Annotated in this window: 17 protein-coding genes; 7 read left to right on the forward strand and 10 right to left on the reverse strand. The window is 55.6% G+C overall.

The window, feature by feature from the left end:
• Window positions 1-6 precede the first annotated feature (6 nt).
• On the reverse strand, window positions 7-1,857 hold the full coding sequence (gene gsiA / locus ABEH87_RS07345; protein ID WP_346575291.1) for a glutathione ABC transporter ATP-binding protein GsiA: 1,851 nt from the start codon (window positions 1,855-1,857) through the stop codon (window positions 7-9).
• On the reverse strand, window positions 1,857-2,798 hold the full coding sequence (locus ABEH87_RS07350) for an isoaspartyl peptidase/L-asparaginase (RefSeq protein WP_346575293.1): 942 nt from the start codon (window positions 2,796-2,798) through the stop codon (window positions 1,857-1,859). Before ABEH87_RS07350 ends, gsiA begins: the two co-directional genes overlap by 1 nt.
• A 261-nt stretch (window positions 2,799-3,059) precedes the next feature.
• On the opposite strand from ABEH87_RS07350, the gene moeA reads away from it, so the two are divergent.
• From moeA to ABEH87_RS07365, 3 genes are read left to right on the forward strand one after another with little or no spacing between them, the layout of a single operon-like run.
• Window positions 3,060-4,295 carry a molybdopterin molybdotransferase MoeA gene (gene moeA, locus ABEH87_RS07355; RefSeq protein WP_346575295.1) on the forward strand — a complete coding sequence of 412 codons (1,236 nt, stop codon included), beginning with the start codon at window positions 3,060-3,062 and terminating at the stop codon, window positions 4,293-4,295.
• Between the two features lies 1 nt (window position 4,296).
• Window positions 4,297-5,067 (forward strand): molybdopterin-synthase adenylyltransferase MoeB, encoded by a 771-nt coding sequence (moeB, locus tag ABEH87_RS07360; RefSeq protein ID WP_346575297.1) that lies wholly within the window; start codon window positions 4,297-4,299, stop codon window positions 5,065-5,067.
• 35 nt (window positions 5,068-5,102) lie between these two features.
• Complete coding sequence (locus ABEH87_RS07365) at window positions 5,103-6,668, forward strand: sensor domain-containing diguanylate cyclase (RefSeq protein ID WP_346575299.1); 1,566 nt, start codon at window positions 5,103-5,105, stop codon at window positions 6,666-6,668.
• A 57-nt stretch (window positions 6,669-6,725) separates the two neighbouring features.
• Here ABEH87_RS07365 and ABEH87_RS07370 read toward each other — a convergent pair whose 3' ends face one another.
• From ABEH87_RS07370 to mntR, 7 genes are all read right to left on the reverse strand, one after another.
• Window positions 6,726-8,318 carry an ABC-F family ATPase gene (locus ABEH87_RS07370; protein ID WP_346575301.1) on the reverse strand — a complete coding sequence of 531 codons (1,593 nt, stop codon included), beginning with the start codon at window positions 8,316-8,318 and terminating at the stop codon, window positions 6,726-6,728.
• A 143-nt stretch (window positions 8,319-8,461) separates the two neighbouring features.
• Window positions 8,462-9,952 carry a sugar porter family MFS transporter gene (locus ABEH87_RS07375; RefSeq protein ID WP_346575303.1) on the reverse strand — a complete coding sequence of 497 codons (1,491 nt, stop codon included), beginning with the start codon at window positions 9,950-9,952 and terminating at the stop codon, window positions 8,462-8,464.
• A gap of 508 nt (window positions 9,953-10,460) precedes the next feature.
• Complete coding sequence (locus ABEH87_RS07380; protein ID WP_346575305.1) at window positions 10,461-12,011, reverse strand: efflux transporter outer membrane subunit; 1,551 nt, start codon at window positions 12,009-12,011, stop codon at window positions 10,461-10,463.
• Between the two features lies 1 nt (window position 12,012).
• Complete coding sequence (locus ABEH87_RS07385; RefSeq protein ID WP_346575307.1) at window positions 12,013-13,581, reverse strand: DHA2 family efflux MFS transporter permease subunit; 1,569 nt, start codon at window positions 13,579-13,581, stop codon at window positions 12,013-12,015.
• The gene (locus ABEH87_RS07390; RefSeq protein WP_346576179.1) at window positions 13,578-14,705 is read right to left on the reverse strand and encodes an HlyD family secretion protein; all 1,128 of its coding nucleotides are present in this window, start codon (window positions 14,703-14,705) and stop codon (window positions 13,578-13,580) included. The genes ABEH87_RS07385 and ABEH87_RS07390 overlap by 4 nt, the downstream gene beginning before the upstream one ends.
• Before the next feature lie 110 nt (window positions 14,706-14,815).
• The gene (locus tag ABEH87_RS07395; RefSeq protein WP_346575309.1) at window positions 14,816-15,931 is read right to left on the reverse strand and encodes an SLC13 family permease; all 1,116 of its coding nucleotides are present in this window, start codon (window positions 15,929-15,931) and stop codon (window positions 14,816-14,818) included.
• Between the two features lie 125 nt (window positions 15,932-16,056).
• Window positions 16,057-16,509 carry a manganese-binding transcriptional regulator MntR gene (gene mntR / locus ABEH87_RS07400; RefSeq protein WP_346575311.1) on the reverse strand — a complete coding sequence of 151 codons (453 nt, stop codon included), beginning with the start codon at window positions 16,507-16,509 and terminating at the stop codon, window positions 16,057-16,059.
• A 516-nt stretch (window positions 16,510-17,025) separates the two neighbouring features.
• Between mntR and ABEH87_RS07405 the strand changes: the two genes are divergently transcribed.
• Window positions 17,026-18,606: a sulfatase-like hydrolase/transferase gene (locus ABEH87_RS07405; RefSeq protein ID WP_346575313.1), complete on the forward strand. Its 1,581-nt coding sequence runs from the start codon at window positions 17,026-17,028 to the stop codon at window positions 18,604-18,606.
• Between the two features lie 79 nt (window positions 18,607-18,685).
• Here the strand turns inward: ABEH87_RS07405 and ompX are convergent, their stop codons facing one another.
• Complete coding sequence (gene ompX, locus ABEH87_RS07410; RefSeq protein ID WP_346575315.1) at window positions 18,686-19,195, reverse strand: outer membrane protein OmpX; 510 nt, start codon at window positions 19,193-19,195, stop codon at window positions 18,686-18,688.
• 373 nt (window positions 19,196-19,568) lie between these two features.
• Between ompX and rhtA the strand changes: the two genes are divergently transcribed.
• The 3 genes from rhtA (at window position 19,569) to glnH (ending at window position 22,453) form a co-directional block, all read left to right on the forward strand.
• Window positions 19,569-20,465, forward strand: a complete 897-nt coding sequence (gene rhtA, locus ABEH87_RS07415) for a threonine/homoserine exporter RhtA (protein ID WP_346575317.1) — start codon at window positions 19,569-19,571, stop codon at window positions 20,463-20,465.
• Window positions 20,466-20,833: 368 nt separating this feature from the next.
• Entirely contained in the window at window positions 20,834-21,337 is a 504-nt protein-coding gene (gene dps / locus ABEH87_RS07420) for a DNA starvation/stationary phase protection protein Dps (protein ID WP_346576181.1), read from the forward strand.
• Window positions 21,338-21,706: 369 nt separating this feature from the next.
• Window positions 21,707-22,453: a glutamine ABC transporter substrate-binding protein GlnH gene (gene glnH / locus ABEH87_RS07425; RefSeq protein ID WP_346576183.1), complete on the forward strand. Its 747-nt coding sequence runs from the start codon at window positions 21,707-21,709 to the stop codon at window positions 22,451-22,453.
• Window positions 22,454-22,471: the final 18 nt, after the last annotated feature.

Genomic DNA, 22,471 nt, shown 5'->3' on the forward strand with positions numbered 1-22,471 from the left:
CAGAACTCAGGCGCGGGCAATGGCATGACGTGCCACAAAATGTCCGGCGCTGACCTCGACCAGTGGTGCCACGTCCGGTTCATCGCCCAGGGCGCGGATCGGGCTGGGTATTTCATCAACTAACAGTGCTCGTTCACGCGGACGGTGCGCCGGGTCGGCCACCGGAACCGCTGCCATCAGCTTACGGGTGTAGGGATGCTGAGGATGCTCGAAGACCGCCTGACGCGGCCCAATCTCCACAATCTGCCCGAGATACATCACCGCCACGCGATGGCTGATACGCTCCACCACCGCCATATCGTGGGAAATAAACAGAAAAGCAATGCCAAACTCACGCTGCAAATCGAGCATCAGATTGACGATCTGCGCCTGAATCGACACATCAAGCGCAGATACCGCCTCATCGGCGATCACTACTTTTGGATTCAGCGCCAGGGCACGGGCAATACAGATACGCTGCCGCTGACCGCCGGAGAATTCATGGGGGTATCGCTGAGCATGTTCAGGCAGCAGCCCGACGCGCTCCAGCAGCATCGCCACGCGCTGCTCCGCTTCACGACCGCGCGCGATACCGTGAACCAGCAGCGGCTCCATGATCGAAAAACCCACCGTCAGGCGCGGATCGAGCGAGGCATAAGGATCCTGGAAGATAAACTGAATATCCCGGCGCAGATGCGACAGCTCGCGACCGGCGAGGCGATCAATCCGCTTGCCGTTAAAAGTAATACTGCCGCCCTGGCTTTCCACCAGCCGCAGCAGCGAGCGCCCGGTGGTTGATTTGCCACAGCCGGATTCGCCGACCAGCGCCAGGGTTTCGCCAGGGCGGAGATCAAAGCTGACTTTCTCCACGGCGTGGACGCGGCGATGAACCCGGTTAAGCAGGCCGCTGCGAATATCAAAACGCGTGACTAAATCCCGCACCTGTAAAATCGGTGCCGCCTGCGGATCCACGGTGTCCTGCGGCTGTTCTTCCGCCTGTTCGCCGTCGCGTATCAGCGGGAACTTTGCCGGGAAATCACGCCCGGCCATCGCTCCCAGCTTCGGCACGGCGGCCAGCAGCGCACGAGTATAGGGCTGTTGCGGTGCGCTGAAAATCGCCTGCACCGGCCCGGTTTCCACCACGTCGCCCCGGTACATCACCTGCACGCGGTCGGCCATTTCCGCTACCACCCCCATATCGTGAGTGATGAAAATCACCCCCATCTGCATCTCTTTTTGCAGCACACGGATTAACTGCAGGATCTGTGCCTGGATCGTGACATCCAGCGCGGTGGTAGGTTCGTCGGCAATCAGCAGCGCCGGGCGGCAGGAGAGCGCCATGGCAATCATCACGCGCTGGCGCATGCCGCCGGAAAGCTGGTGCGGGTAACGCGACAGCACGTTTTTCGCTTCGGGAATGCGCACCAGATCCAGCATGCGCCGCGCCTCGCTCAGCGCCTGCGCATGGCTCTTCCCCTGATGCAGGCGGATAGACTCAGCAATCTGTTCGCCGACCGGAAACACCGGGTTAAGCGATGTCATCGGCTCCTGGAAAATCATCGCCATATCCGCGCCGCGAATGCTGCGCAGCTGTGACGGCGACTGGGTAACCAGATTAATCTGCTGCTGGTTGCGGCGCGTCAGCCAGATTTCTCCACTGTCGATACTGCCACCGCCCTGCTCCACCAGGCGCATCAGCGCCAGCGAGGTGACGGATTTACCGGAGCCGGACTCGCCGACAATCGCCAGCGTTTCACCCCGGCGCACCTCCAGCGACAGATTATTTACCGCCTGAATAGGCTGGCCTTCTTGCCGGAAGCTGACGCTGAGGTTACGTACGGACAGTACGACCTCCTCCTGATGGGAAAAGGCACTCATCAGGACTCCTCCCGGTAGATCGCCACTACCGGCAGTTCGTCTGCCACCGCATAGCCGCGATACATGCCTTCGCTGTTAAACGGCAGCACCAGCTGGCCGGACGCGTCAATGGCGATTAAGCCGCCGCTGCCGCCCAGCGCAGGAATTTTTTCATGGATAACGTTATCGCTGGCCTGCTGTAACGACAGCCCGCCGTACTCCATCTGCGCCGCGATATCGTAAGCAGCCAGCGTGCGCATAAACACTTCACCGGTTCCGGTACAGGAGACGGCAACAAGGTGGCTGGCGTAGCAGCCTGCACCGGGCAATGGCGTATCACCCACGCGCCCGGCCTGCTTGTTGGTCATCCCGCCGGTTGAGGTGGCGGCCGCCAGATTACCGGCCTGGTCAAGCGCAACGGCGCCTACCGTACCAAACTTGCGGTCAGGAGGAAGAGTGCCATCGTGGTCCAGCAGGGTTTGCTGCGTGGCTATCGCCTGTTCCAGCTGCGCGCGGCGTTCCGGGGTAGAAAAAAAGCTGTTTTCAACCATTTCCAGCCCCTGCTGCTCCGCAAACGATTCCGCACCGCGGCCAGTAAACAGCACGTGCGGGCTGGTCTCCAGCACCGCTCGTGCGGCCAGCACCGGATTACGCACGCGGCCCACACACGCCACCGCGCCCGCTTCCCGCGTGCGGCCATCCATCACGCTGGCATCCAGCTCGTGCGTTCCCGCATGGGTCAGAACGGCACCTTTGCCGGCGTTGAACAGCGGGCACTCTTCCAGCTGGCGTACCGCCTCAGTGACCGCATCCAGCGCACTGCCGCCGGCGGCCAGCAGCGCCTGAGCGCTGGCCACAATTTGCAGCAGCGCCTGGCGGTAGAGCAGCTCTTTGTCGGCATCCATGCTGGCACGCGCGATAGCCCCGGCCCCCCCGTGAATTGCAATCGTCGCTATGGCCATAATTCATTTTACCCTGTGTGCCAAATCAGCATGAAAAACACTGAGTTAGAATGTATTTATCGGAAAATAGCAGTTTTTGACTATAGGCAGGCAATATTGCGATGTAAAGCGGAAAGTTCGCACCCTGATAATAACGAATGATTCTAAGATAGAGCTTATCGTAAGGTGACGGGCCGTCATTGCAGGCAAACGTGACCCTGCACGGGATTCGCGCCATAATAAGCCCTTCAGATTTTGCCCGTATGGTGGAGAAATAAACCGATGGAAGCTTTTACTGCGGGATTGATCTCGCTTGATGACGCGCTCAACACCCTGCTGGCCCGTATTACGCCCGTTCAGCAGCAGGAAACTCTCTCGCTGGCCGATGCTGCGGGTCGTGTGACCGCCGGTGACGTGATCTCCCCTGTCGATGTTCCACCGTTCGACAACTCCGCGATGGACGGCTATGCCCTGCGCCTGGCCGATCTTACTTCGGGTGCCCCGCTGCCGGTGGCGGGTAAAGCGTTTGCAGGTAGCCCTTATAGCGGTGAATGGCCTGCCGGAACCTGTATCCGCATTATGACCGGCGCGCCGGTGCCTGCGGGGTGTGAAGCCGTGGTGATGCAGGAGCAGACTGAGCAGATTGGCAATGCTATTCGCGTCACCGCCGCCGTCAGCGACGGGCAGAATATCCGCCGGGTGGGTGAAGATATCCGCCAGGGCACGCGCGTACTGTCAGGCGGAATCAAACTGGGGGCGGCAGAGCTGCCATTACTGGCTTCGCTGGGTGTGGCCCAGGTCAGCGTGCTGCGCAAGCTGCGCGTCGCCCTGTTCTCCACGGGGGATGAACTGCAGCCGGTTGGCCAGCCGCTGGCCGCCGGACAAATCTACGATACCAACCGTTTCGCGGTGCAGCTGATGCTCAACAAGCTGGGCTGTGAGGCCATCGACCTCGGTATTATCCGCGACGACCCGGCTGCGCTGCGGGCTGCGTTTATTGAGGCGGATAGCCGTGCGGATGTGGTCATCAGCAGCGGCGGCGTCTCGGTGGGTGAAGCCGATTATACCCGCTCGATACTGGAAGAGCTGGGCGAGGTCGGCTTCTGGAAACTGGCGATGAAGCCCGGCAAACCCTTTGCCTTTGGCCGCCTGCCGCACAGCTGGTTCTGTGGTCTGCCCGGCAATCCAGTTTCAGCGGTGGTCACGTTTTATCAGCTGGTGCAGCCGCTGCTGTCAAAACTGAGCGGGCAGCTGGCTCCGGCTCTGCCGCCGCGCCAGCGCGCGCGCTGCACCACCGCGCTGAAGAAGTCTCCCGGACGTCTCGATTTCCAGCGCGGTGTGGTACAGCGCAATGCCGCGGGGGAGCTGGAAGTGAGCAGCACCGGCCATCAGGGGTCACATATTTTCAGCTCGTTCCACCAGGCTAACTGCTTCATTGTGCTGGAGCAGGATCGCGGCAACGTCAATGCCGGAGAATGGGTGGAAATCGAACCCTTCAATGCACTGCTGGAAGGCTGATATGTTACCCGAGCTGAACGATGCGGAGATGCTGCGCTATAACCGCCAGATCGTGCTGCGTGGCTTTGACTTCGACGGTCAGGAGCAGCTGAAGGCGGCGCGCGTGCTGATGGTCGGTCTGGGCGGGCTGGGATGCGCTGCCAGTCAGTATCTGGCCGCCGCTGGCGTCGGCCATCTGACGCTGCTCGACTTCGATCATGTGTCGGTGTCGAATCTGCAACGTCAGGTGCTGCACGGCGAGGCGCAGGTCGGCAGCGCTAAAGTAGACTCCGCGCAGGCCAGACTCCGCGCGATCAATTCACTGATCTCGCTTGATGCAATCAACGCCCGCCTGACCGACCCGCAGATGGACGCTCAGATCGCCGCCCATCAGCTGGTGGTGGACTGCAGCGATAACGTCGAAACGCGTGAACAGCTCAACCGCCTTTGTCATGCCCGCAGGATCCCCCTGGTCTCCGGGGCCGCCATCCGTATGGAAGGTCAGATCAGCGTCTTCAGCTGGGGCAAAGATGAGCCCTGCTATCGCTGCGTCAGCCGTCTGTTTGGTTCCGCCACTCTGAGCTGTGTGGAAGCAGGAGTGATGGCACCGCTGGTAGGCGTTATCGGCTCACTTCAGGCAATGGAGGCTATCCGTGCGCTGACCCACTACGGCAGCCCGGTTGCCGGTAAACTTTTGCTGTACGATGCCATGACGTTACAGTTCCGAACTATGACGCTGGCCAAAGATCCTGACTGTGAAGTGTGCGGCACGGTCAGCCAGCACTATAGTTAAGCGGATGCCCGGAAGCATAAAGGATTAAAGAGCAGATGATTGATGAGCACAGCGCGATAGTGACGAGCGAGAAGTCGTCCCTGCGCCAGATGATGGTGATCTTTCTGCTGGTGATTGTGACGGCGGTCATTGCGATTAACGGCTGGATTGTCTGGAGCTCATGGAACCGCATGATCTCAACCTCGCAGACGGACGCGCGTAACCTCTCGCTGTCACTGTCACGACAGGCGGAGGATAGTTTCCTGCAGGTTGACCTGACCTTGCAGGATCTGCATGACCGTATTTCCCTGATCGGCCTGCGCGAAGAGCAGACCGATTACCTGCGCGAAATGTTAACTAACCGCAAAGCCAGCCTGCCCCAGCTGCACGGGCTGTTTATCTTCGATGCCGAAGGCAACTGGCTGGTGACCTCTGACGGCAATATGCCAAAGCGGGCCAACAACGGCGACCGTGAATATTTTCACTATCATCAGCAACACAGCGGCAATCAGGTTCACATTGGCAAGGTGATACGCAGCCGCACCACCGGTGATTTGATCATTCCGGTATCCATGCGCCTCGACAACTATGACGGTTCCTTCCGCGGCGTGCTGCTGGCCACCATCCGTCTCGATTATTTCAAGCAGATCTACAGCTATTACAATCTGGGCGAGCACGATGTGCTGGCGCTGATGCTGAAAGACGGCACTCTTCTTTATGTGCGTCCCTTCCCCGATAACACCATTAATCGCAATATTTCCAACAGCCCGCTGTTTACCAACCTGCTGAAAAACGCCACCGACGGAACGGCAATCTACCCATCGGCGCTGGATGGCATCGAACGGGTATTCGGCTATGCCAGCCTGAAGCGCTACCCGCTGGTGGTCGCCATCGGCTATGACAAGCAGCAGCTGCTTGAGGTCTGGTTCTCTGATATCAGCATCTCCATCGTACTCTGTACCATCCTGCTGCTGGTGATCTTCCTGCTCGGTTTACTGGTGCTGCGCCATATTTCACTTAATCTGAGAAACCAGCATGAACTGACCCAGGTACGCGATCGGCTGACCTCGATGAACCGCACGCTGCAAACACTGGCGCTGGTAGATGGCCTGACGGGGCTGGCGAATCGCAGACAGTTTGATCTCTATTTACAACGCAGCGCAGAACGTTCGGCAAAACTGCATACGCCGCTGGCGCTGCTGATGATTGATGTTGACTCATTTAAGCTATTTAACGACACCTATGGGCACCTTGCGGGAGATGAATGCCTCAAACTTATTGGAGATACGCTAACGCAGCTTCCACGTCGCCCGGTAGATCTGGTTGCCCGCTACGGCGGAGAAGAGTTTGCGGTCATTATGCCGGGGGCCAACCATGAGGCCGCACTGCGATTTGCCCATCAGGCGGTAGATGCCATCGCCGCACTCGCCATTCCACACGAGCAGGCCACCACCACTGGGGGTATCGTGACCATCAGCGCAGGAATGCATGTGATCAACGCCGAACGTAGCGCTAACATCAGTCAGGCACTGATTGCCGAGGCAGATAAAGCACTTTATGCAGCAAAAAAGGCGGGGAAAAACCGGGTGGAGGAGAATCAGTCATTCGTCACAAGGCCCTGATGTCGGCATCAGGGCCTTGCAGGGGCTGACCGGAACAGAAGGTCAGCCCGCAGAACATTAAACGATACCCTGACTGCGCAGGTAATCTTCGTAGTCACCGGTAAAGTCGTTGATTTTACCTGGGGTCATTTCTATCACGCGGGTCGCCAGTGAGCTGACGAACTCGCGGTCATGAGAAACGAAGATCAACGTTCCTTCGTACATCTCCAGCGCCATATTCAGCGCTTCGATAGATTCCATATCAAGGTGGTTAGTAGGTTCATCCATGATCAGAACGTTAGGTTTCTGCATCATCAGCTTGCCGAACAGCATACGGCCTTTCTCACCACCCGACAGCACCTTAGCAGGCTTTTTGATATCGTCCTGGCTGAACAGCAGACGACCGAGGATCCCGCGCACGGCCTGCTCATCATCGCCTTCTTGCTTCCACTGGCTCATCCAGTCGAACACGTTAAGGTCATCGGCAAAATCATGGGCATGGTCCTGCGCATAATAACCAATCAGCGCATTTTCCGACCATTTCACCGTGCCGTTATCCGGCAGCAGTTCGCCAATCAGGGTTTTCAGCAGCGTGGTTTTACCAATACCGTTCGGGCCCAGGATCGCCAGCTTTTCGCCTACTTCCAGCAGCATATTGACGTTTTTAAACAGCGGACCGTTGTCAAAACCTTTGGTCACGGCTTCCAGCGTCAGCGCATTACGGAACAGCTTCTTATCCTGCTCGAAGCGGATAAACGGGTTCTGACGGCTGGAGGCTTTGACTTCATCAAGCTTGATTTTATCAATCTGCTTGGCGCGTGAGGTTGCCTGACGGGACTTGGAGGCGTTGGCGCTGAAGCGGCTGACGAAAGACTGCAGTTCGTTGATCTGCGCTTTCTTCTTGGCGTTATCCGATAGCAGACGCTCACGCGCCTGCGTAGATGCCGTCATGTATTCATCGTAGTTGCCCGGATAAACGCGCAGTTCACCGTAGTCGAGATCGGCCATGTGCGTACAGACCATGTTCAGGAAGTGACGGTCATGCGAAATAATGATCATGGTGCTGTTACGTTCGTTCAGCACCTGCTCCAGCCAGCGAATTGTATCGATGTCCAGGTTGTTCGTCGGTTCGTCGAGCAGCAGAATTTCCGGGTTGGAGAACAGCGCCTGTGCCAGCAGCACACGCAGTTTCCAGCCGGGAGCGACTTCGCTCATCGGGCCGTAGTGCTGCTCCAGCGGAATACCCACGCCCAGCAGCAGTTCACCGGCACGGGCTTCAGCGGTGTAGCCGTCCATCTCGCCATACTTCTCTTCGAGATCAGCGACTTTGTAACCGTCTTCTTCGCTCATTTCCGGCAGCGCATAGATGGCATCACGCTCTTCCTTCACCGCCCACAGCTCGCCGTGGCCCATGATCACCGTATCGAGTACCGAGTACTTTTCAAAGGCGAACTGATCCTGACGCAGTTTACCCAGGCGCTCGTTCGGATCGAGGGAGACGTTACCGCCGGAAGGCACCAGGTCGCCACCAAGAATTTTCATAAAGGTGGACTTGCCGCTGCCGTTGGCACCGATCAGACCGTAGCGGTTGCCGCCGCCAAATTTGACAGAGATGTTTTCGAACAGCGGCTTACTGCCAAACTGCATGGTGACGTTGCTGGAAACTAGCACAGAGATAGCCTTTAATTTGCGATGTGAGTATGTGAGTCAGGGCGCATTATGCCAAAAAAAACAGGCGGGGAATACAGCAGTCTGGCAGGAGGAATGGCTGATGGGCACAATGAAGCCGGGGATGCCCCCGGCCCGTAGTAAGGTTAATGACTTTCTGCTTTACGCTTCGATGCCGCTAATGCCTTGCCCTCTTCCTCGTTACTCAGCCAGTCATGCAGATAATGTTCGATCTGCTCCAGGCTGCGGTTGCGAGTTTCCGGGATGCATTTGATCACGAATATTGCGCCAACAATGCCAATCAGGCCGAAGATAAAGAAAGCACCCGACAGCCCCACGCTGGCCAGTAGCATCGGGAAGGCCAGAGAAATAAGGAAGTTGGCAATCCACATGGCAAATACTGCTCCACCCATAAATATGCCACGCAGGCGGGTCGGGAAGATTTCTGACAGCAGCAGCCAGGTAACCGGGGATAACGCGCCCTGCTGGAAGCTGAGGAACATCAGCATGCCCAGTAGCACCATATAGCTGCGCAGCATATCAACCTGGCCATTGACGGTTTCCGGCATAAAATAGCTGACGGCACCGATAAAGAACAGGCAGGCGGTACAGCCGAACTGACCGATTTTGACCATAGTGCGTCGGCCAATTTTACCCAACAGCCAGATGCCGACAAAGGTCATCAGCACCGAGATCGCGCCGTTAGCGATGGTGGCAAACAGCGCAGCATCAGTACTCATTCCGACCGCTTTCAGCATCGTCGGCGCATAGTACATAATGGTGTTCACACCGGAGGTTTGCTGGATAACCGCCACGCCAATCCCGATCAGGAACAGCTTAAACAGCCAGGGCTTTCTCAGCTCGCGTACGCTGGAGCGCGTCTGTTGCTTATCTTCCTCTTCCAGCGTTTCAGTGATCTCTTCCAGCTCCCACTCTACATCCTCTTTGGCACGGGTGCGCTCGAGCACCTTACGCGCTTCCGCCAGGCGGCCTTTCATCGCGTACCAGCGTGGTGAATCCGGCATAAACATCATGCCAAACCACAGCAGAACGGCAGGAATAGTCGCCACGGCCAGCATCCAGCGCCAGGTTTCATGCCCGCCCCAGGCCGCATTAAACCCGGCGTTGGACATGTAAGCCAGCATCTGACCGGAAACGATCATCAGTTCCTGAATAGTCACCAGCTGCCCGCGCTTATTCGCCGGGGCGATTTCAGCAATATAGATCGGCACGGTGGCAGAGGCGCCACCGACGGCGACGCCTAATACCAGTCGGAAGAAGATCATCCATTCCACATTCGGTGCCAGGGCGGTGCCCATTGCGCCGACAGCGAAAATCATCGCCAGAATGATAATGATCTTTTTACGCCCGGCAGACGCGGCGAAGTGCCCGGAGAATAGCGCGCCAAACGCGGCACCAAACAGCAGTGAGCTGGTGACCAGCCCGGTAGTGAAGGGAGTAAGGTGTAATTCGTCGCCCATAAACAGCAGAGCGCCCGAGATAACGCCGGTATCGTAACCGAAAAGTAATCCGCCGAGGGTGGCAACCAACGCAATGACCTTAACAAAAGGTTCTGTTTTGGTATCGCTGTTAGGCCCTGATGCCCGGTTAGGTGTCAAATATTGTTCTTTTGCCATGGTGACTACAGTGACCTCTCATCGACCTGGTTAGTTGGGTACCGAGTGGTGAATCATTATGTTAGTTAACCGTCCACCGCCTCCGAACCTCAATTTAGACCATATTTTTCATTTTAATTAACAATGAAAATTAAATTTTGAGGCTTGCATCCCATTATTTCATTTTAGGCGTGATGGTAATCACATAAACGCGCCAACAATGTTGTATTAACGTGATCCAGATGCAGCTAATTTAAATTGAGAATATTTCATCTCAAATAAAATAACGCATATTCATTTCATTTAAAGTCCGCTAATGATAGGGAGGCATCATTAATGGCTGTTCCAGTATGAACAGAATGGCTGATAACACATTATTAATCATGGTGTTAATTAATTGATAGCTTAATCTCATATTGTGAGAGAGAGCCATCGGATCAGGGCTAAAGAGCTTTCACTCTGCATCAGAAGGAAGGGGATAAACCCGCGCAGCCATCTGGCGATGGCCGCGCTGTATCAGGAAAGGGACTTACTGCGGATTCTCTGCCGGACCAAACACCGAGTACTCTGGCATGTTGACGTTTTGCCAGCCTTCCCAGCCGCCACCCAGCGCTTTATACAGCGCCACGAGGTCGAGCGTGCTCTGTACCCGCGCCTGTTCGGCCTGCTGCTGCGCCTGCGCCAGCTGACGCTGTGCATCCAGCGCTTCGATGAAGGTCGAGATCCCCTGGCGATAGCTGTCGCTGGCCAGCGTAAAGGCACTCTGTAACGCCGCTACGGTATCATCCAGCCCCTCTACCTGCTGCTGGTCGCTGCGATAGCTGACCAGCGCATTTTCCACATCCTGTAAGGCAGTCAGTACCGTCTGGCGATAGCCGAGTGCTGCGCTGGCCTGCTGAGCACGCGCCAGCTTGACGCTGGACACCAGTCTGCCGCCCTGGAATATAGGAAGGGTAACCGACGGGCCGTAGCTGTAAAAATGGCTGCTCCAGTTATCGAGATAGCTGGCATCGCTGTTGCGCATGCCAAACTGGCCGGTCAGCGACAGGCTGGGGAACAGCTGTGCCACGGAGACGCCGATATTGGCCGTCGCCGCATGCAGGCTGGCTTCCGCCGCGCGCACGTCCGGGCGGCGGCGTGCCAGTTCAGAGGGAACGCCAACCGGAACGGCTTTCGGCAGCGCCGGCAGCGGTTTAGCCGTCATCAGCTCCGCATCCAGTGCGCCGGGCACTCGGCCAGTTAATACCGCCAGGCCGTTCATCGCCTGGTGGATCTGCGCCTGATACTGCGGCAGCTGAGCGCGCAGTGAATTCACCTGGGCACGGGCATTCTCAACGTTAGTCTGCGGTGCCAGCCCGTTGCGCTGCTGGCTCTGCGTCAGCTCCAGCGTCTGCTGCGCCACATCAATCTGCGTTTGCAGGGTTTGCGTAATCGCCTGCGCCCCGCGCAGCTGCAGATAGGCCCGCGCCACCTCCGCTTCCAGCGATACCAGCGCATCGTTACGGTTTTCCACCGACTGCTGCTGCTGCGCATCGGCCATCTCCACCTGGCGGCGGACCTTGCCCCAGAGATCCAGCTCCCACGAGGCGTCAAAGCTGCCCTGATACAGCCCCACCGGTTTTGTCAGGCTGTCGAGCGCCGGGCGCAGATCGGTTTCGCCACTGGCCTGATCGAGCCGGTCATACACCCCTTCGGATTCCAGTTCACCTTTTATCCCCAGCTGCTGCCGGTTAAAGCGGGCGTTGCTGCTGACCGAAGGTGCCCATGCGCCGCGCGCCTGATTCAGCTGCTGGCGCGCGCCAGCGATACGTAATACCGCCTGTTGCAGGGAAAGATTGCCCTTCACCGCCCGCTCGATCAGGCTGTCCAGCTGCGGATCGTTAAAGGACTTCCACCAGTTCGGATTAGTGGCTGCCGCCAGCGGCGCAGAACCGCCGTCCGGCTGCATGCTGTTGAAACGCTGCGGCGTGGCAGGTTTTGGAGCCTGATAATCCGGGCCAACGGCACAGGCGCTCAGCGTGAGTGCCAGCGCGACCAGCACACTGCTGCGCGAACGCAAAAAGAGAGAGGAAACGTTCATGTCAGTGCGCTCCTGCACTGCCCTGGCTCTTGATCGGTGCCAGCAGCAGACAAAATGGAATAAGGATCAGGGCAACAACGCTCAGGCCCATAAAGACATCAATGTAGGCGAGGAAGCGCGCCTGTACGATCATCTGCTTATACAGCTGCCCGGTGGCAATCGTAACCGGATCCCCCGCCATATGCACAAAGTCCCGCACCCCCTGCGCCCAGCGCTCTACCGCCAGATTGAAGGGCTCGTTGAGCGGGGTCATATTATCCACCAGCTGCGCGCTGCGCGCCTGCGACCGTTCGGTGATCATCGCGGTAGACAGCGAGATCCCTATCGACCCGGCGACGTTACGAAACATGGTAAACAGCGCCGAGGCATCGGCATTCAGCCGCTGAGGAATGGTGACAAAGGCAATGGTGGTCAGCGGTACAAACAGGAAACCCAGGCCAATAGTCTGGAAGCTGCGCATCAGCACCAGCGAGGTGTAATCGATATCCGGCGTCAGCGTCGATGAGTAAATAAACGACATGCCCAGCAGCAAAAAGCCAAAGGCGATCAGCAGGCGCGTCTGCACAATCGGCATCAGTTTCAGGACCAGCGGAATTGACAGCACGATCAGCACGGCTCCCGGCGACAGCACCAGCCCTGACAGGGTGGCGGTATAGCCAAGGTCCTGCTGCGCCAGCTGTGGGATCACCACCGAACTGCCATAGAGGATCGCCGCCATCCCCGCCATCAGCAGGCAGGCCACTGCGAAGTTACGATCTTTCAGCACGTGCAGATCGACCACGGGTTTTTTCGCATACATCAGCCAGTAAATTGCCCCGACAATGCCGGTCAGCGCCAGCAATCCAAAGGTGACGATAAAGCTGGACTGGAACCAGTCTTCATCTTCACCACGGTCCATCATCACCTGAAGACAGCCCAGACCCAGGGTAATCAGGCTGATACCAATATAATCAATACTCAGCTTGCCCTTCGCCCATTTGCGCTCCCACGGCGGATCTTCCAGCAGCTGATAAATAGCCAGAACGCTGAGGATCCCCACCGGGATATTGATAAAGAATACCCAGCGCCAGCTGTAGTTATCGGTGATCCAGCCGCCCAGCGTCGGGCCAAGTACTGGCGCCACGATGACGGCAATGGAGGAGAGGCCAAAGGCTTTGCCGCGGTCTTCCGCTTTGAAATAGTCCAGCAGCACCGACTGTTGCACCGGCTGCAGGCCACCGCCGAAAAATCCCTGTAATACGCGGAACAGGATAATCTGCCACAGCTCGGTAGCGATGCCGCACAGGAATGAGCAGACGGTGAACATGACAATACAGATCAGGAAAAACTGTTTACGCCCCAGCAGACGGCTGAGGAAAGCCGATATCGGCAGCACAATGCCGTTTGCCACCAGGTAGGAGGTCAAAACCCAGGTGGATTCGTCATAGCTGGCGGACAGCGACCCCGCCACATGCGGCAGGGCAACGTTGACGATAGTGGTGTCGAGAATCTCCATAAACACCGCCAGCGTTACGGTCATCGCCACCAGCCAGGGGTTACTGGCCGGTTTCCAGCTCTGGGCGGGATTCATTCCAGCGTGACCTTTGGTTCAACCGACAGGCCAATCGGCAGCGGCCGGTTCGGGTCGAGACCTTTATCGATGACGATTTTCACCGGCACGCGCTGCACGATCTTCACGTAGTTGCCGGTGGCATTCTCGGATGGAAACGCTGAGAAACGCGATCCGCTGCCCATCTGCACGCTGTCGATGTGCCCTTCCAGCTTCATGTCTGGCCAGGCGTCCACGCCGATCTCTACTTTGTCGCCCGGTTTCATCCGCGCCAGCTGCGACTCTTTGAAGTTAGCCACAATCCACACCTGCGGTGATACCAGCGAGAACAGTGACGATCCGGCCTGAACCAGGGTGCCAACCTGCACATTACGCTTAGTGACAAAACCATCATACGGGGCGCGTACTTCGGTATAGGAGAGATTCAGGTTTGCGGTGTTGAGCTGCGCCTGTGCCTGTTCAACCTGGCTTTGACGGGCTTCAACGTTGGTTTCCTGCTGGCGGATCTGCAAGGCCACCTGCGAAGCGACTTCGACCTGCGCCTGAGCATTGGCCAGTTCCGCTTTCGCACTGCGCAACTGGGCATTCGCCGTATCGATGTTCCGCTGTGACGTGGCGCGCGGGTCAACTCCGCGCTGACGTTTATCGTCGGCCTGAGCATTCATATAATTGGCCTGGGCGCGTGCCAGCTGCGCCAGTGCCTGGTCTTTCTGAGCAGGATACTGCACTTTAGCCAGTTCCAGCTGCGCCTGCGCCTGATGCAGTTGCGCCTTCGCCAGCCCCAGCTGTGCCTGCGCCTGGTCGCGCTGGGCGGCCGTATCGCGCGGGTCAATCACCACCAGCAGATCGCCCTTTTTCACCCTCTGGTTGTCTTTCACGCGCAGCTCAGTGACGTAGCCCGAGGCTTTCGGGGCAATCGTCACCGCATCGGCTTCGGTAAAAGCATCATCCGTGGTTTCAATATTGCGCGTGGTCAGCCAGAACCACAGCGCTACGATCGCCATCAGCAGGACAACGATAGCCAGAATCACCAATGGCTTTTTGCCAGGACGCTGGCGCGGAGTGTCATCGTCCTCAGGGTGAGCATTCTGACTGGGGTTTTCATCTTCTGGTGCAGAGGGAGTTTGATTAGCCATAGTTTCCATCATCAAAAGGTGCCCCCCGATCGGGGGGCACAACTATTCAGTCTGGTATAAACATAGGGCCTAAACTGACAAATGCCAGGGTTTCCTGACAAAAGCATCATTGTCTGACATCAGGCAGCATGAATAAGCAAATAAAGACCCCATCCGCTGAGCAGTGCCCAGAGCAGCATCGGGACGGAATAGAGGTGGAAGTGCCACCAAATGGAACGGTCTTTCGCCATACGCAGCGCAATCAGGTTAGCCAGCGATCCCGGCAGCAGGCCAAAGCCACCAATATTCACCGCCCAGGCCAGCAGCACTGAGGGTGGCTGGCTGCTCAGCAGCAGGATAGTGGCAGGAACGTTACTGATAATCTGCGACAGCCCTGCGGCCAGCAGGAATTGCCCACCTGCCGGCAGTTCTCCCGCCAGATGCAGGGACGACTGAATCTGCGGCAGTCGGGTCAGCAGAAACACATCAATAAACATCACGATAAACACCACCAGCAGGCTCCAGTCGATACTCAACAGGATTCGGCGGGCCAGTACCAGGAAGGTCGCAAATACCAGTAACAGACCCCAGAGAGCGAAGTTCATCTCCAGCGCAACGATAAACAGTACGTACAGTAGCGCACTGGCATACAGCAGGCGATGCTGCCAGCTGGCCGCGTCCTGCTCCTGATGTTGCTCAATCTTACTGGCGCGAAAACAGCAGGCGGTCAGCAGCAGCAAACTGAGTACCATCCAGGCCGCCAGCGGCAGCATCTGCCAGATAAACCCGATAAAGCCAGCCTCCCCGTGACGCCATAGCAGGATATTTTGCGGGTTACCGATCGGCGTCAGCAGCGAGCCCGCGTTAACCGCCAGGGCTTCAAAGATAATCAGCCGGGCAATCGGCAGCGAGGAGTATTTACGCAGGGAAAGCGTCAGCGGCACCATAATAAACAGCGCCACATCGTTGGTGAGAAAAGTAGAGAGCAGCGCTGCCGCAGCGACCAGGAACAGCGCCAGCTGGCGTTGATGGCTGAAGCCCTGAACCAGACGACGGCCAAGGACATCAAAATAGCCGCTGGCCTCAATACCTTTGGTCAGTATCAACAGTCCGCACAGCGTAATAATGGTCGGCCAGTCTACCGCGGCGGGCAGCTCAGCCAGTCTGAAGGGGACAAAACAGGCCAGTATCAGCCCCAGAACCACTAACAAATGCAAAAAACGATCGTGCAGAAAAGGTCTGAGCAGTGAGATCATGCTGGCTTGCCATGTTATTCCCCCCTTCCTTCGTGGCGCAGCCTCAGGGACCTGACAGGTCACCCTCATTCAGGGCAACGCGCTTTCAGGTGCTCAACAGGCAACGCCAGAGTATGGGGAGAGGGTTATTGACGACTTTCAGTGAATTTTTTGAAAATTTCCAGCGTTTCATCGCTGACATGATGTTCAATGCCTTCTGCATCGCGACGGGCGGTATCCGGGCTGATACCGAGCGCCAGCAGAAAGGTTTCAACAATATGGTGACGCTCGCGACTCTGTTCTGCCAGCGTCTCCCCTTCGGGAGTGAGAAACACACCGCGATAAGGCACCTGCACCACCAGACCCCCGGTGGCGAGACGCTTAAGCATTTTGGCGACCGTCGGCTGCGAAACGCCCAGGCGAGCAGCCATATCAACCTGACGGGCTTCGCCAAATTCGAGGATCAGGTCGGAAATCAGCTCTACATAGTCATCGATTAATTCGCGACGGTGCGCTTCACGTACCTGGCGGAAGCCTTCGACATGCTCTTCAATATCTTTCAGTGGCGCGGGCACTGTAACTTTTGCGCGACGACTCATTCAGCTTCCTCTTCTTATCAACCGACGCATTATAGGCCACACCGGTCTGTTGTGTGCGCCATTGTAAACGAAGCATCGGCCAGCACAAAATTTAGCGTCTTAGCTCTGGCTATACGATATAGCCTGTGCTATACCTGTTGATAATTCACTCATATCCTGACTGACCGGAGGGCCATCAGATGAAACTACCGCTGCTGTTAAAATTACTCTGTCGATCGCCATTCACACTGCGACTGATGCTGCTGGAAATGCTGCTTAATCCGAAGCCTGCCCGCCAGGCTTCCTGACCTCTCCGGTTGTGCCAACTATTTTGCCCGTCACTTCACAGAACTTATTGATAATGCTAGTTGCCTTTCAGCAAAACAGCGATTATCGTGCCAGCCTTTCGTAAAGAATGCAGGCCGATCGGGCTCCATCCCTCCCCATCCCCCACGATCTTACGAGTTGTATCAGGCAGTTTGCCACGTCAGCGTCGAACTGAATGGCCGCTATAGCTTTCCCTAATAAGAACCAATAATGAATCTGACATTAATTAAAGCAGCAACATCAGGCCGTTACCGTGCCTGGATTAGCCCGTACGCTGGGCTGTATTTGCTGTTATCCATCCTGATTAATCTGGCGTTTGGCTACCCGCTCAGCGTGTTATACAGCCTGGCATTTACCGCGCTGCTGCTGTTGCTGGCTGCGGTAGCGCCAAAAACCCAGAAAATGTTGATCGGCCTCAGCACAGTGATTGCGGGTTTTTATTATCCGTTTGGTCAGGTTTACGGGCCGCCTAATTTCAACACGCTGCTGGCGCTGCACGCTACGAATGCCGAAGAAGCCAGCGAAATTTTGCTGATTTTTCCGCTGCACGACTATGCTATCGGCCTGGCGATTCTGGCGACAGGCATCATAGGCGTGTGCCGAAAGTCCCGGCCTGCTCAGCGCTGGGGGCACGTCGAGAGCGCCTGCCTGGCATTTGTGCTGGTCGCCTGGCTGACACAGCCGGTGATGAATCAGCTAACCGGCGGCGTATTTAACCTCAAGGACACCGGTTACCCGCTGGCGCGCTTTGTCAAAGATACGATTGAAAGCAAACTGTCGGTGAATAAAGAGATCGACCGTATGAATCAGCTGGCCACGCTGAAGGATGACTGGCACATCACGGCGGTCAAACCGCGTCAGCAAATTTATGTGGTGGTGATTGGGGAAAGCGCGCGCCGTGATGCGCTGGGTGCCTTTGGCGGGCGATGGGATAACACCCCGTTTGCCAGCCAGCTTAACGGGCAGTTTTTTACCCACTACACCTCTGCGGCATCCTCGACGCAAAAATCACTCGGTTTAACCCTCAACCAGGTGGTGGACGGCAAACCGGAATACCAGAACAATATTATTACCCTCGCCAACCGTGCCGGGTTTGATACGTGGTGGTTGTCGAATCAGGGGCAAATTGGTCAGTTTGATACGCCAATTGCCAGTATTGCCCGCCGGGCGAAAACGGTTCATTTTCTCAAGGGTGGCGACTTTGAAGCCGATAAAGCCACGCGTGATGAAGACCTGTTAAGCTTTACGCCTGCGGCACTGACCCGCCCGGTGGATCGCCCTCGCCTGCTGGTGTATCACCTTGTCGGGTCCCACCCGAAAGCCTGCGACCGCACGCGCGGACGCTATGTCGAGCGCCTGCATTCGCTGGAAACGTCCTGCTATCTGTACAGCATTACGCAGACTGACGGCTTCCTGCAGCAGCTGTGGCAGCAGCTACACAGTAGCGGTCTGTCGTTCTCGATGATCTATTTCTCCGATCACGGGCTGGCATTTAAGGAGAAAGGCACGCGCAACGAATATCTGACTCACGATGATAAATACCGTCAGAATTTTGAAGTGCCGATGTTCATCAGTTCGAGTGACGACACCCGTCATCAGCCGATCGCAACCCCACGTTCGGCTAACGATTTTCTCGCACTGTTTTCACAGTGGAGCGGAATACAGGCGGCAGAGATTACGCCAGGCTATCGCTTTGTTTCGCATGACAAAGCTCCTCCGACAGAAGTGACTAATTTCAAGCTCCAGCGCCTGCCATTCAGCCAGTTGCAGCAGGACCCGTTTGTAAAATAGCAAAAAAAAGGCAAAAAAATCCGCCCCTTGGGGCGGATTCTTCAACGTCAGTCCGGTATAAGGACTTGCGGTCAGCAACTTAGAAGCTGTAACCTACGCCAGCAGTCCAGGTGCCAACGTCAACGCTGCGGATACGGCTCTGCTCGTAACCCACGTCCAGAGCAATGTTCTGCATTGGGTTGAACTGCAGGCCAGCACCGTAGGAGAAACCTACGTCGCTTGAATCAAATTTTTCACGGTTTGGTTCGTTGAACTGGTATTTGCCGTAGCCGATACCCACAACACCGTAGATGCTTGCCCAGTCATTCAGACGGTAAGCTGGACCACCAGTGATGCCATAGTACTGGCCCTTGATGTAGTCGCCTGCATCAGTACGATCTTTCTCAGTGTAAGTGAAAGAACCGATCCAACCCAGTGCATCGCTGCCGTTCTCATAACGATACTTCAGGTTAAAACCGTTAGCTTTGTTAGCTATGCCCTGGTAATCACTCTGAGCATAACCACCGGTAACGGTGCTCTGTGCCATTGCTGAACCAGCAGATACTGCCAGAACGCAAGCTAAAGCTGAAAGACATGCAATTTTTTTCATAACCACCTCAAATGTGAAAGTACTTCTCTCCTGACAACGTTGAAAATATAACAAAAACCAGCAAGAAACTCTGCCCCGATTTTGTTGTCTAACAGAATGTTTGGTGTAACAGAAAGTTAATGATGCTTTGTATGTCATTCTTTTTTCTTATGATTATCACTATTTTGCACTAAATTTCCACAACTGTAAAAAAACCTTCATTGAGATAATTCCTAATAGATCCTGACAAATCCTTACTTTACTGGCCCTGTTTTTGAAGAAATCCCGGTTTTTTTTCACCTATTTTTACCGGAGTCACGGAGTTTACCTTCGCCTACCAGTACACTGAGACGGCAGATTTTACCAATGGAACCACTAAAGGCTGGAATACAGGATGTCCTCTTCTTCAATTAAAAATGCCGTCTGGCTACCCATACTGTTGCTGTTAATCGCCATGACCTCTATTCAGGGCGGCGCGGCGCTGGCTAAAACGCTGTTTCCCGCCGTTGGCGCTCCGGGGATCACTGCACTGCGACTCGGACTGGGCACGATTATCCTTTGCGTCATCTTCAAACCCTGGCGACTGCGCTTTCAGCGTCAGCAGATCCTGCCGCTGGTGATTTATGGGCTGGCGCTCGGCGGGATGAACTACGCCTTCTATTTATCTATCCGAACTGTGCCGCTGGGCGTTGCCGTCGCGCTGGAGTTTACCGGCCCGCTGGTGCTGGCCCTGGCAGGCTCACGCCGTCCGCTGGATTTTCTCTGGGTGGCACTGGCCGTCGCAGGCCTGTTCTTTCTGCTTCCGGTCGGGCACAGCATCAACAGCGTCGATCCGCTGGGCGCAGCGTATGCCCTCATCGCCGGGGCTTTATGGGCGCTGTACATTCTGGCGGGCAAACGCGCTGGCAGCCAGCACGGGCCGGCAACCGTTGCCGCAGGCTCACTGATAGGCTCACTGGTGTTTGTCCCACTGGGAATGGCCTGGGCGAACCCCGGCATCTGGACTCTGTCAGTGATTCCTATCGGTCTGGCGATCGCCGTGCTCTCCAGCGCACTGCCCTATTCTCTGGAGATGGTGGCACTGACGCGTTTACCTGCGCGCACCTTTGGTACGCTGATGAGTCTGGATCCGGCATTGGCAGCCATTTCCGGCATGTTATTCCTGGGAGAAGTGTTAACCCTGGTGCAGTGGCTGGCACTGCTGGCGATTATCGCCGCTTCTGCGGGATCCACCCTGACCATGCGCCCGGCCAGGCAGCCGGTTATTCCCGTCAGTGAATTAAGAGAATAACTTATCGCTATCTGCGGGACATTATTGCCCGCAGAGCCCCCCCTCACCCGGCTTAATTTTTACCCAGCAATTGTGACAATACCGTTAATTAATCCGCTCAGAAACACCTTGTCATTCTTTTAATTCCCCCGAACGCCATAAAAAAAACGCTTAAACAAAAACACATTAAAAACATAAAGATAAAAACAAAAAAATAAACAATAATCATTCTCACAAATATGATTGCGACGGCAATGCCTTACCTGACGCGTCAACAGTCTGGCGCTATTCATGCGATAGGGAGTAACTTTCCTGCAAAATTAAAAACCGGTGCTATACTTAATCCCGTATTCAATTTGGACAACCTGACTATCAAGAGGATATTAATGATGAGTACCGCTAAACTGGTTAAAGCAAAATCTTCTGATCTGATTTACACCCGTAACGACGTGGCCGAAGACGACAAAAAAGCCACCATTGAGGTGCTGAATCGTCTGGTTATCGAATTTATCGACCTGTCGCTGATCACCAAACAGGCCCACTGGAACATGCGTGGTGCTAATTTCATCGCCGTGCACGAAATGCTGGATGGTTTCCGCGCGGCGATTACTGAACATCAGGACACCATCGCAGAACGCGTTGTGCAGCTGGGCGGCGTGGCACTGGGTACCACACAGATTGTGACTGACAGAACCCCGCTGAAAAGCTATCCGCTGAATATTCACAGCGTACAGGATCACCTGAAAGCCCTGGCTGACCGCTATGCCACCGTAGCGAATGACGTGCGTAAAGCTATCAACGAAGTTCCTGATGAAGACTCAGCGGACATCTTTACCGCCGCTTCTCGTGACCTGGACAAGTTCCTGTGGTTTATCGAATCTAACATCGAATAACCCTCACTGCGCCGCATGGCGCAGTACAGCTCCCCCGTCTTGCAAAAAGCAGAAGGTTAACCCTTCTGCTTTTTTTTCATTTTAAAACTTAAAAATAAGAAGTCAGCGACATTTAATTACTTAAACCAGCCACTTTATGTTGTTTTTATCTCGCAATTTGCTAAAACTGCTGCTGCACCACAATAAAACATCGCACCATATTGGGGCGCCATAATAGTGCGCCACCCAGAACCCTGCCAACGACATGAAGGATAGTGGCTTATAACCCTCTGTTTTTCATATAAATTTCAAAGTTGGCATGATTCTTTCATAGGGCTGCGGGCATTTAATCGGGAAACACCCTTTCCGAGAAGCGATAAGGATAAAATGATGAAGTCAATTTTTAAGGTTTCTCTTGCTGCGCTGACGTTAGCGTTTGCTATGTCTTCCACGGCTGCCGATAAAAAACTGGTTGTTGCTACCGATACCGCTTTCGTGCCTTTTGAATTCAAACAGGGTGATAAATATGTCGGCTTCGACATTGACCTGTGGGATGCGATCGCCAAACAACTGAACATGGAATACACCCTGAAGCCAATGGACTTCAGCGGCATCATTCCTGCGCTGCAAACCCGTAACGTTGACCTGGCTCTGGCAGGGATCACCATTACTGACGAACGTAAAAAAGCGATCGACTTCTCTGAAGGTTACTACAAAAGTGGCCTGTTAGTGATGGTGAAAGCCGGTAATGATGCGATCAAAGGCATTAACGACCTGAACGGTAAAGTCGTCGCAGTGAAGAGCGGCACAGGTTCTGTTGACTACGCTAAACAGCACATCAAATTTAAAGACCTGCGTCAGTTCCCGAACATCGACAATGCGTATATGGAGCTGGGCACCAACCGCGCTGATGCAGTTCTGCACGACACGCCAAACATTCTTTACTTCATCCACACCGCCGGTAAAGGCCAGTTCAAAGCCGTCGGTGAGTCAATTGAAGCACAGCAGTACGGCATCGCTTTCCCGAAAGGCAGCGACGAACTGCGTGAGAAAGTCAACGGCGCGCTGAAAACCCTGCGCGACAACGGCACCTACAACACGCTGTACAAAAAATGGTTCGGTAGCGAACCTAAATAATAACAATAAATTGTCGTC

This window comes from Erwinia sp. Eh17-17, assembly GCF_039675725.1.
In the GTDB taxonomy this organism is placed as follows: Bacteria; Pseudomonadota; Gammaproteobacteria; order Enterobacterales; family Enterobacteriaceae; genus Erwinia.

Bases quoted from the DNA above. Each gene is read 5' to 3' on its own strand.
- gsiA (WP_346575291.1), bottom strand. From the start codon at position 1,857: ATGAGTGCCTTTTCCCATCAGGAGGAGGTCGTACTGTCCGTACGTAAC.
- ABEH87_RS07350 (WP_346575293.1), bottom strand. From the start codon at position 2,798: ATGGCCATAGCGACGATTGCAATTCACGGGGGGGCCGGGGCTATCGCG.
- moeA (WP_346575295.1), top strand. From the start codon at position 3,060: ATGGAAGCTTTTACTGCGGGATTGATCTCGCTTGATGACGCGCTCAAC.
- moeB (WP_346575297.1), top strand. From the start codon at position 4,297: ATGTTACCCGAGCTGAACGATGCGGAGATGCTGCGCTATAACCGCCAG.
- ABEH87_RS07365 (WP_346575299.1), top strand. From the start codon at position 5,103: ATGATTGATGAGCACAGCGCGATAGTGACGAGCGAGAAGTCGTCCCTG.
- ABEH87_RS07375 (WP_346575303.1), bottom strand. From the start codon at position 9,952: ATGGCAAAAGAACAATATTTGACACCTAACCGGGCATCAGGGCCTAAC.
- ABEH87_RS07380 (WP_346575305.1), bottom strand. From the start codon at position 12,011: ATGAACGTTTCCTCTCTCTTTTTGCGTTCGCGCAGCAGTGTGCTGGTC.
- ABEH87_RS07385 (WP_346575307.1), bottom strand. From the start codon at position 13,581: ATGAATCCCGCCCAGAGCTGGAAACCGGCCAGTAACCCCTGGCTGGTG.
- ABEH87_RS07390 (WP_346576179.1), bottom strand. From the start codon at position 14,705: ATGGAAACTATGGCTAATCAAACTCCCTCTGCACCAGAAGATGAAAAC.
- ABEH87_RS07395 (WP_346575309.1), bottom strand. From the start codon at position 15,931: ATGATCTCACTGCTCAGACCTTTTCTGCACGATCGTTTTTTGCATTTG.
- mntR (WP_346575311.1), bottom strand. From the start codon at position 16,509: ATGAGTCGTCGCGCAAAAGTTACAGTGCCCGCGCCACTGAAAGATATT.
- ABEH87_RS07405 (WP_346575313.1), top strand. From the start codon at position 17,026: ATGAATCTGACATTAATTAAAGCAGCAACATCAGGCCGTTACCGTGCC.
- ompX (WP_346575315.1), bottom strand. From the start codon at position 19,195: ATGAAAAAAATTGCATGTCTTTCAGCTTTAGCTTGCGTTCTGGCAGTA.
- rhtA (WP_346575317.1), top strand. From the start codon at position 19,569: ATGTCCTCTTCTTCAATTAAAAATGCCGTCTGGCTACCCATACTGTTG.
- dps (WP_346576181.1), top strand. From the start codon at position 20,834: ATGAGTACCGCTAAACTGGTTAAAGCAAAATCTTCTGATCTGATTTAC.
- glnH (WP_346576183.1), top strand. From the start codon at position 21,707: ATGAAGTCAATTTTTAAGGTTTCTCTTGCTGCGCTGACGTTAGCGTTT.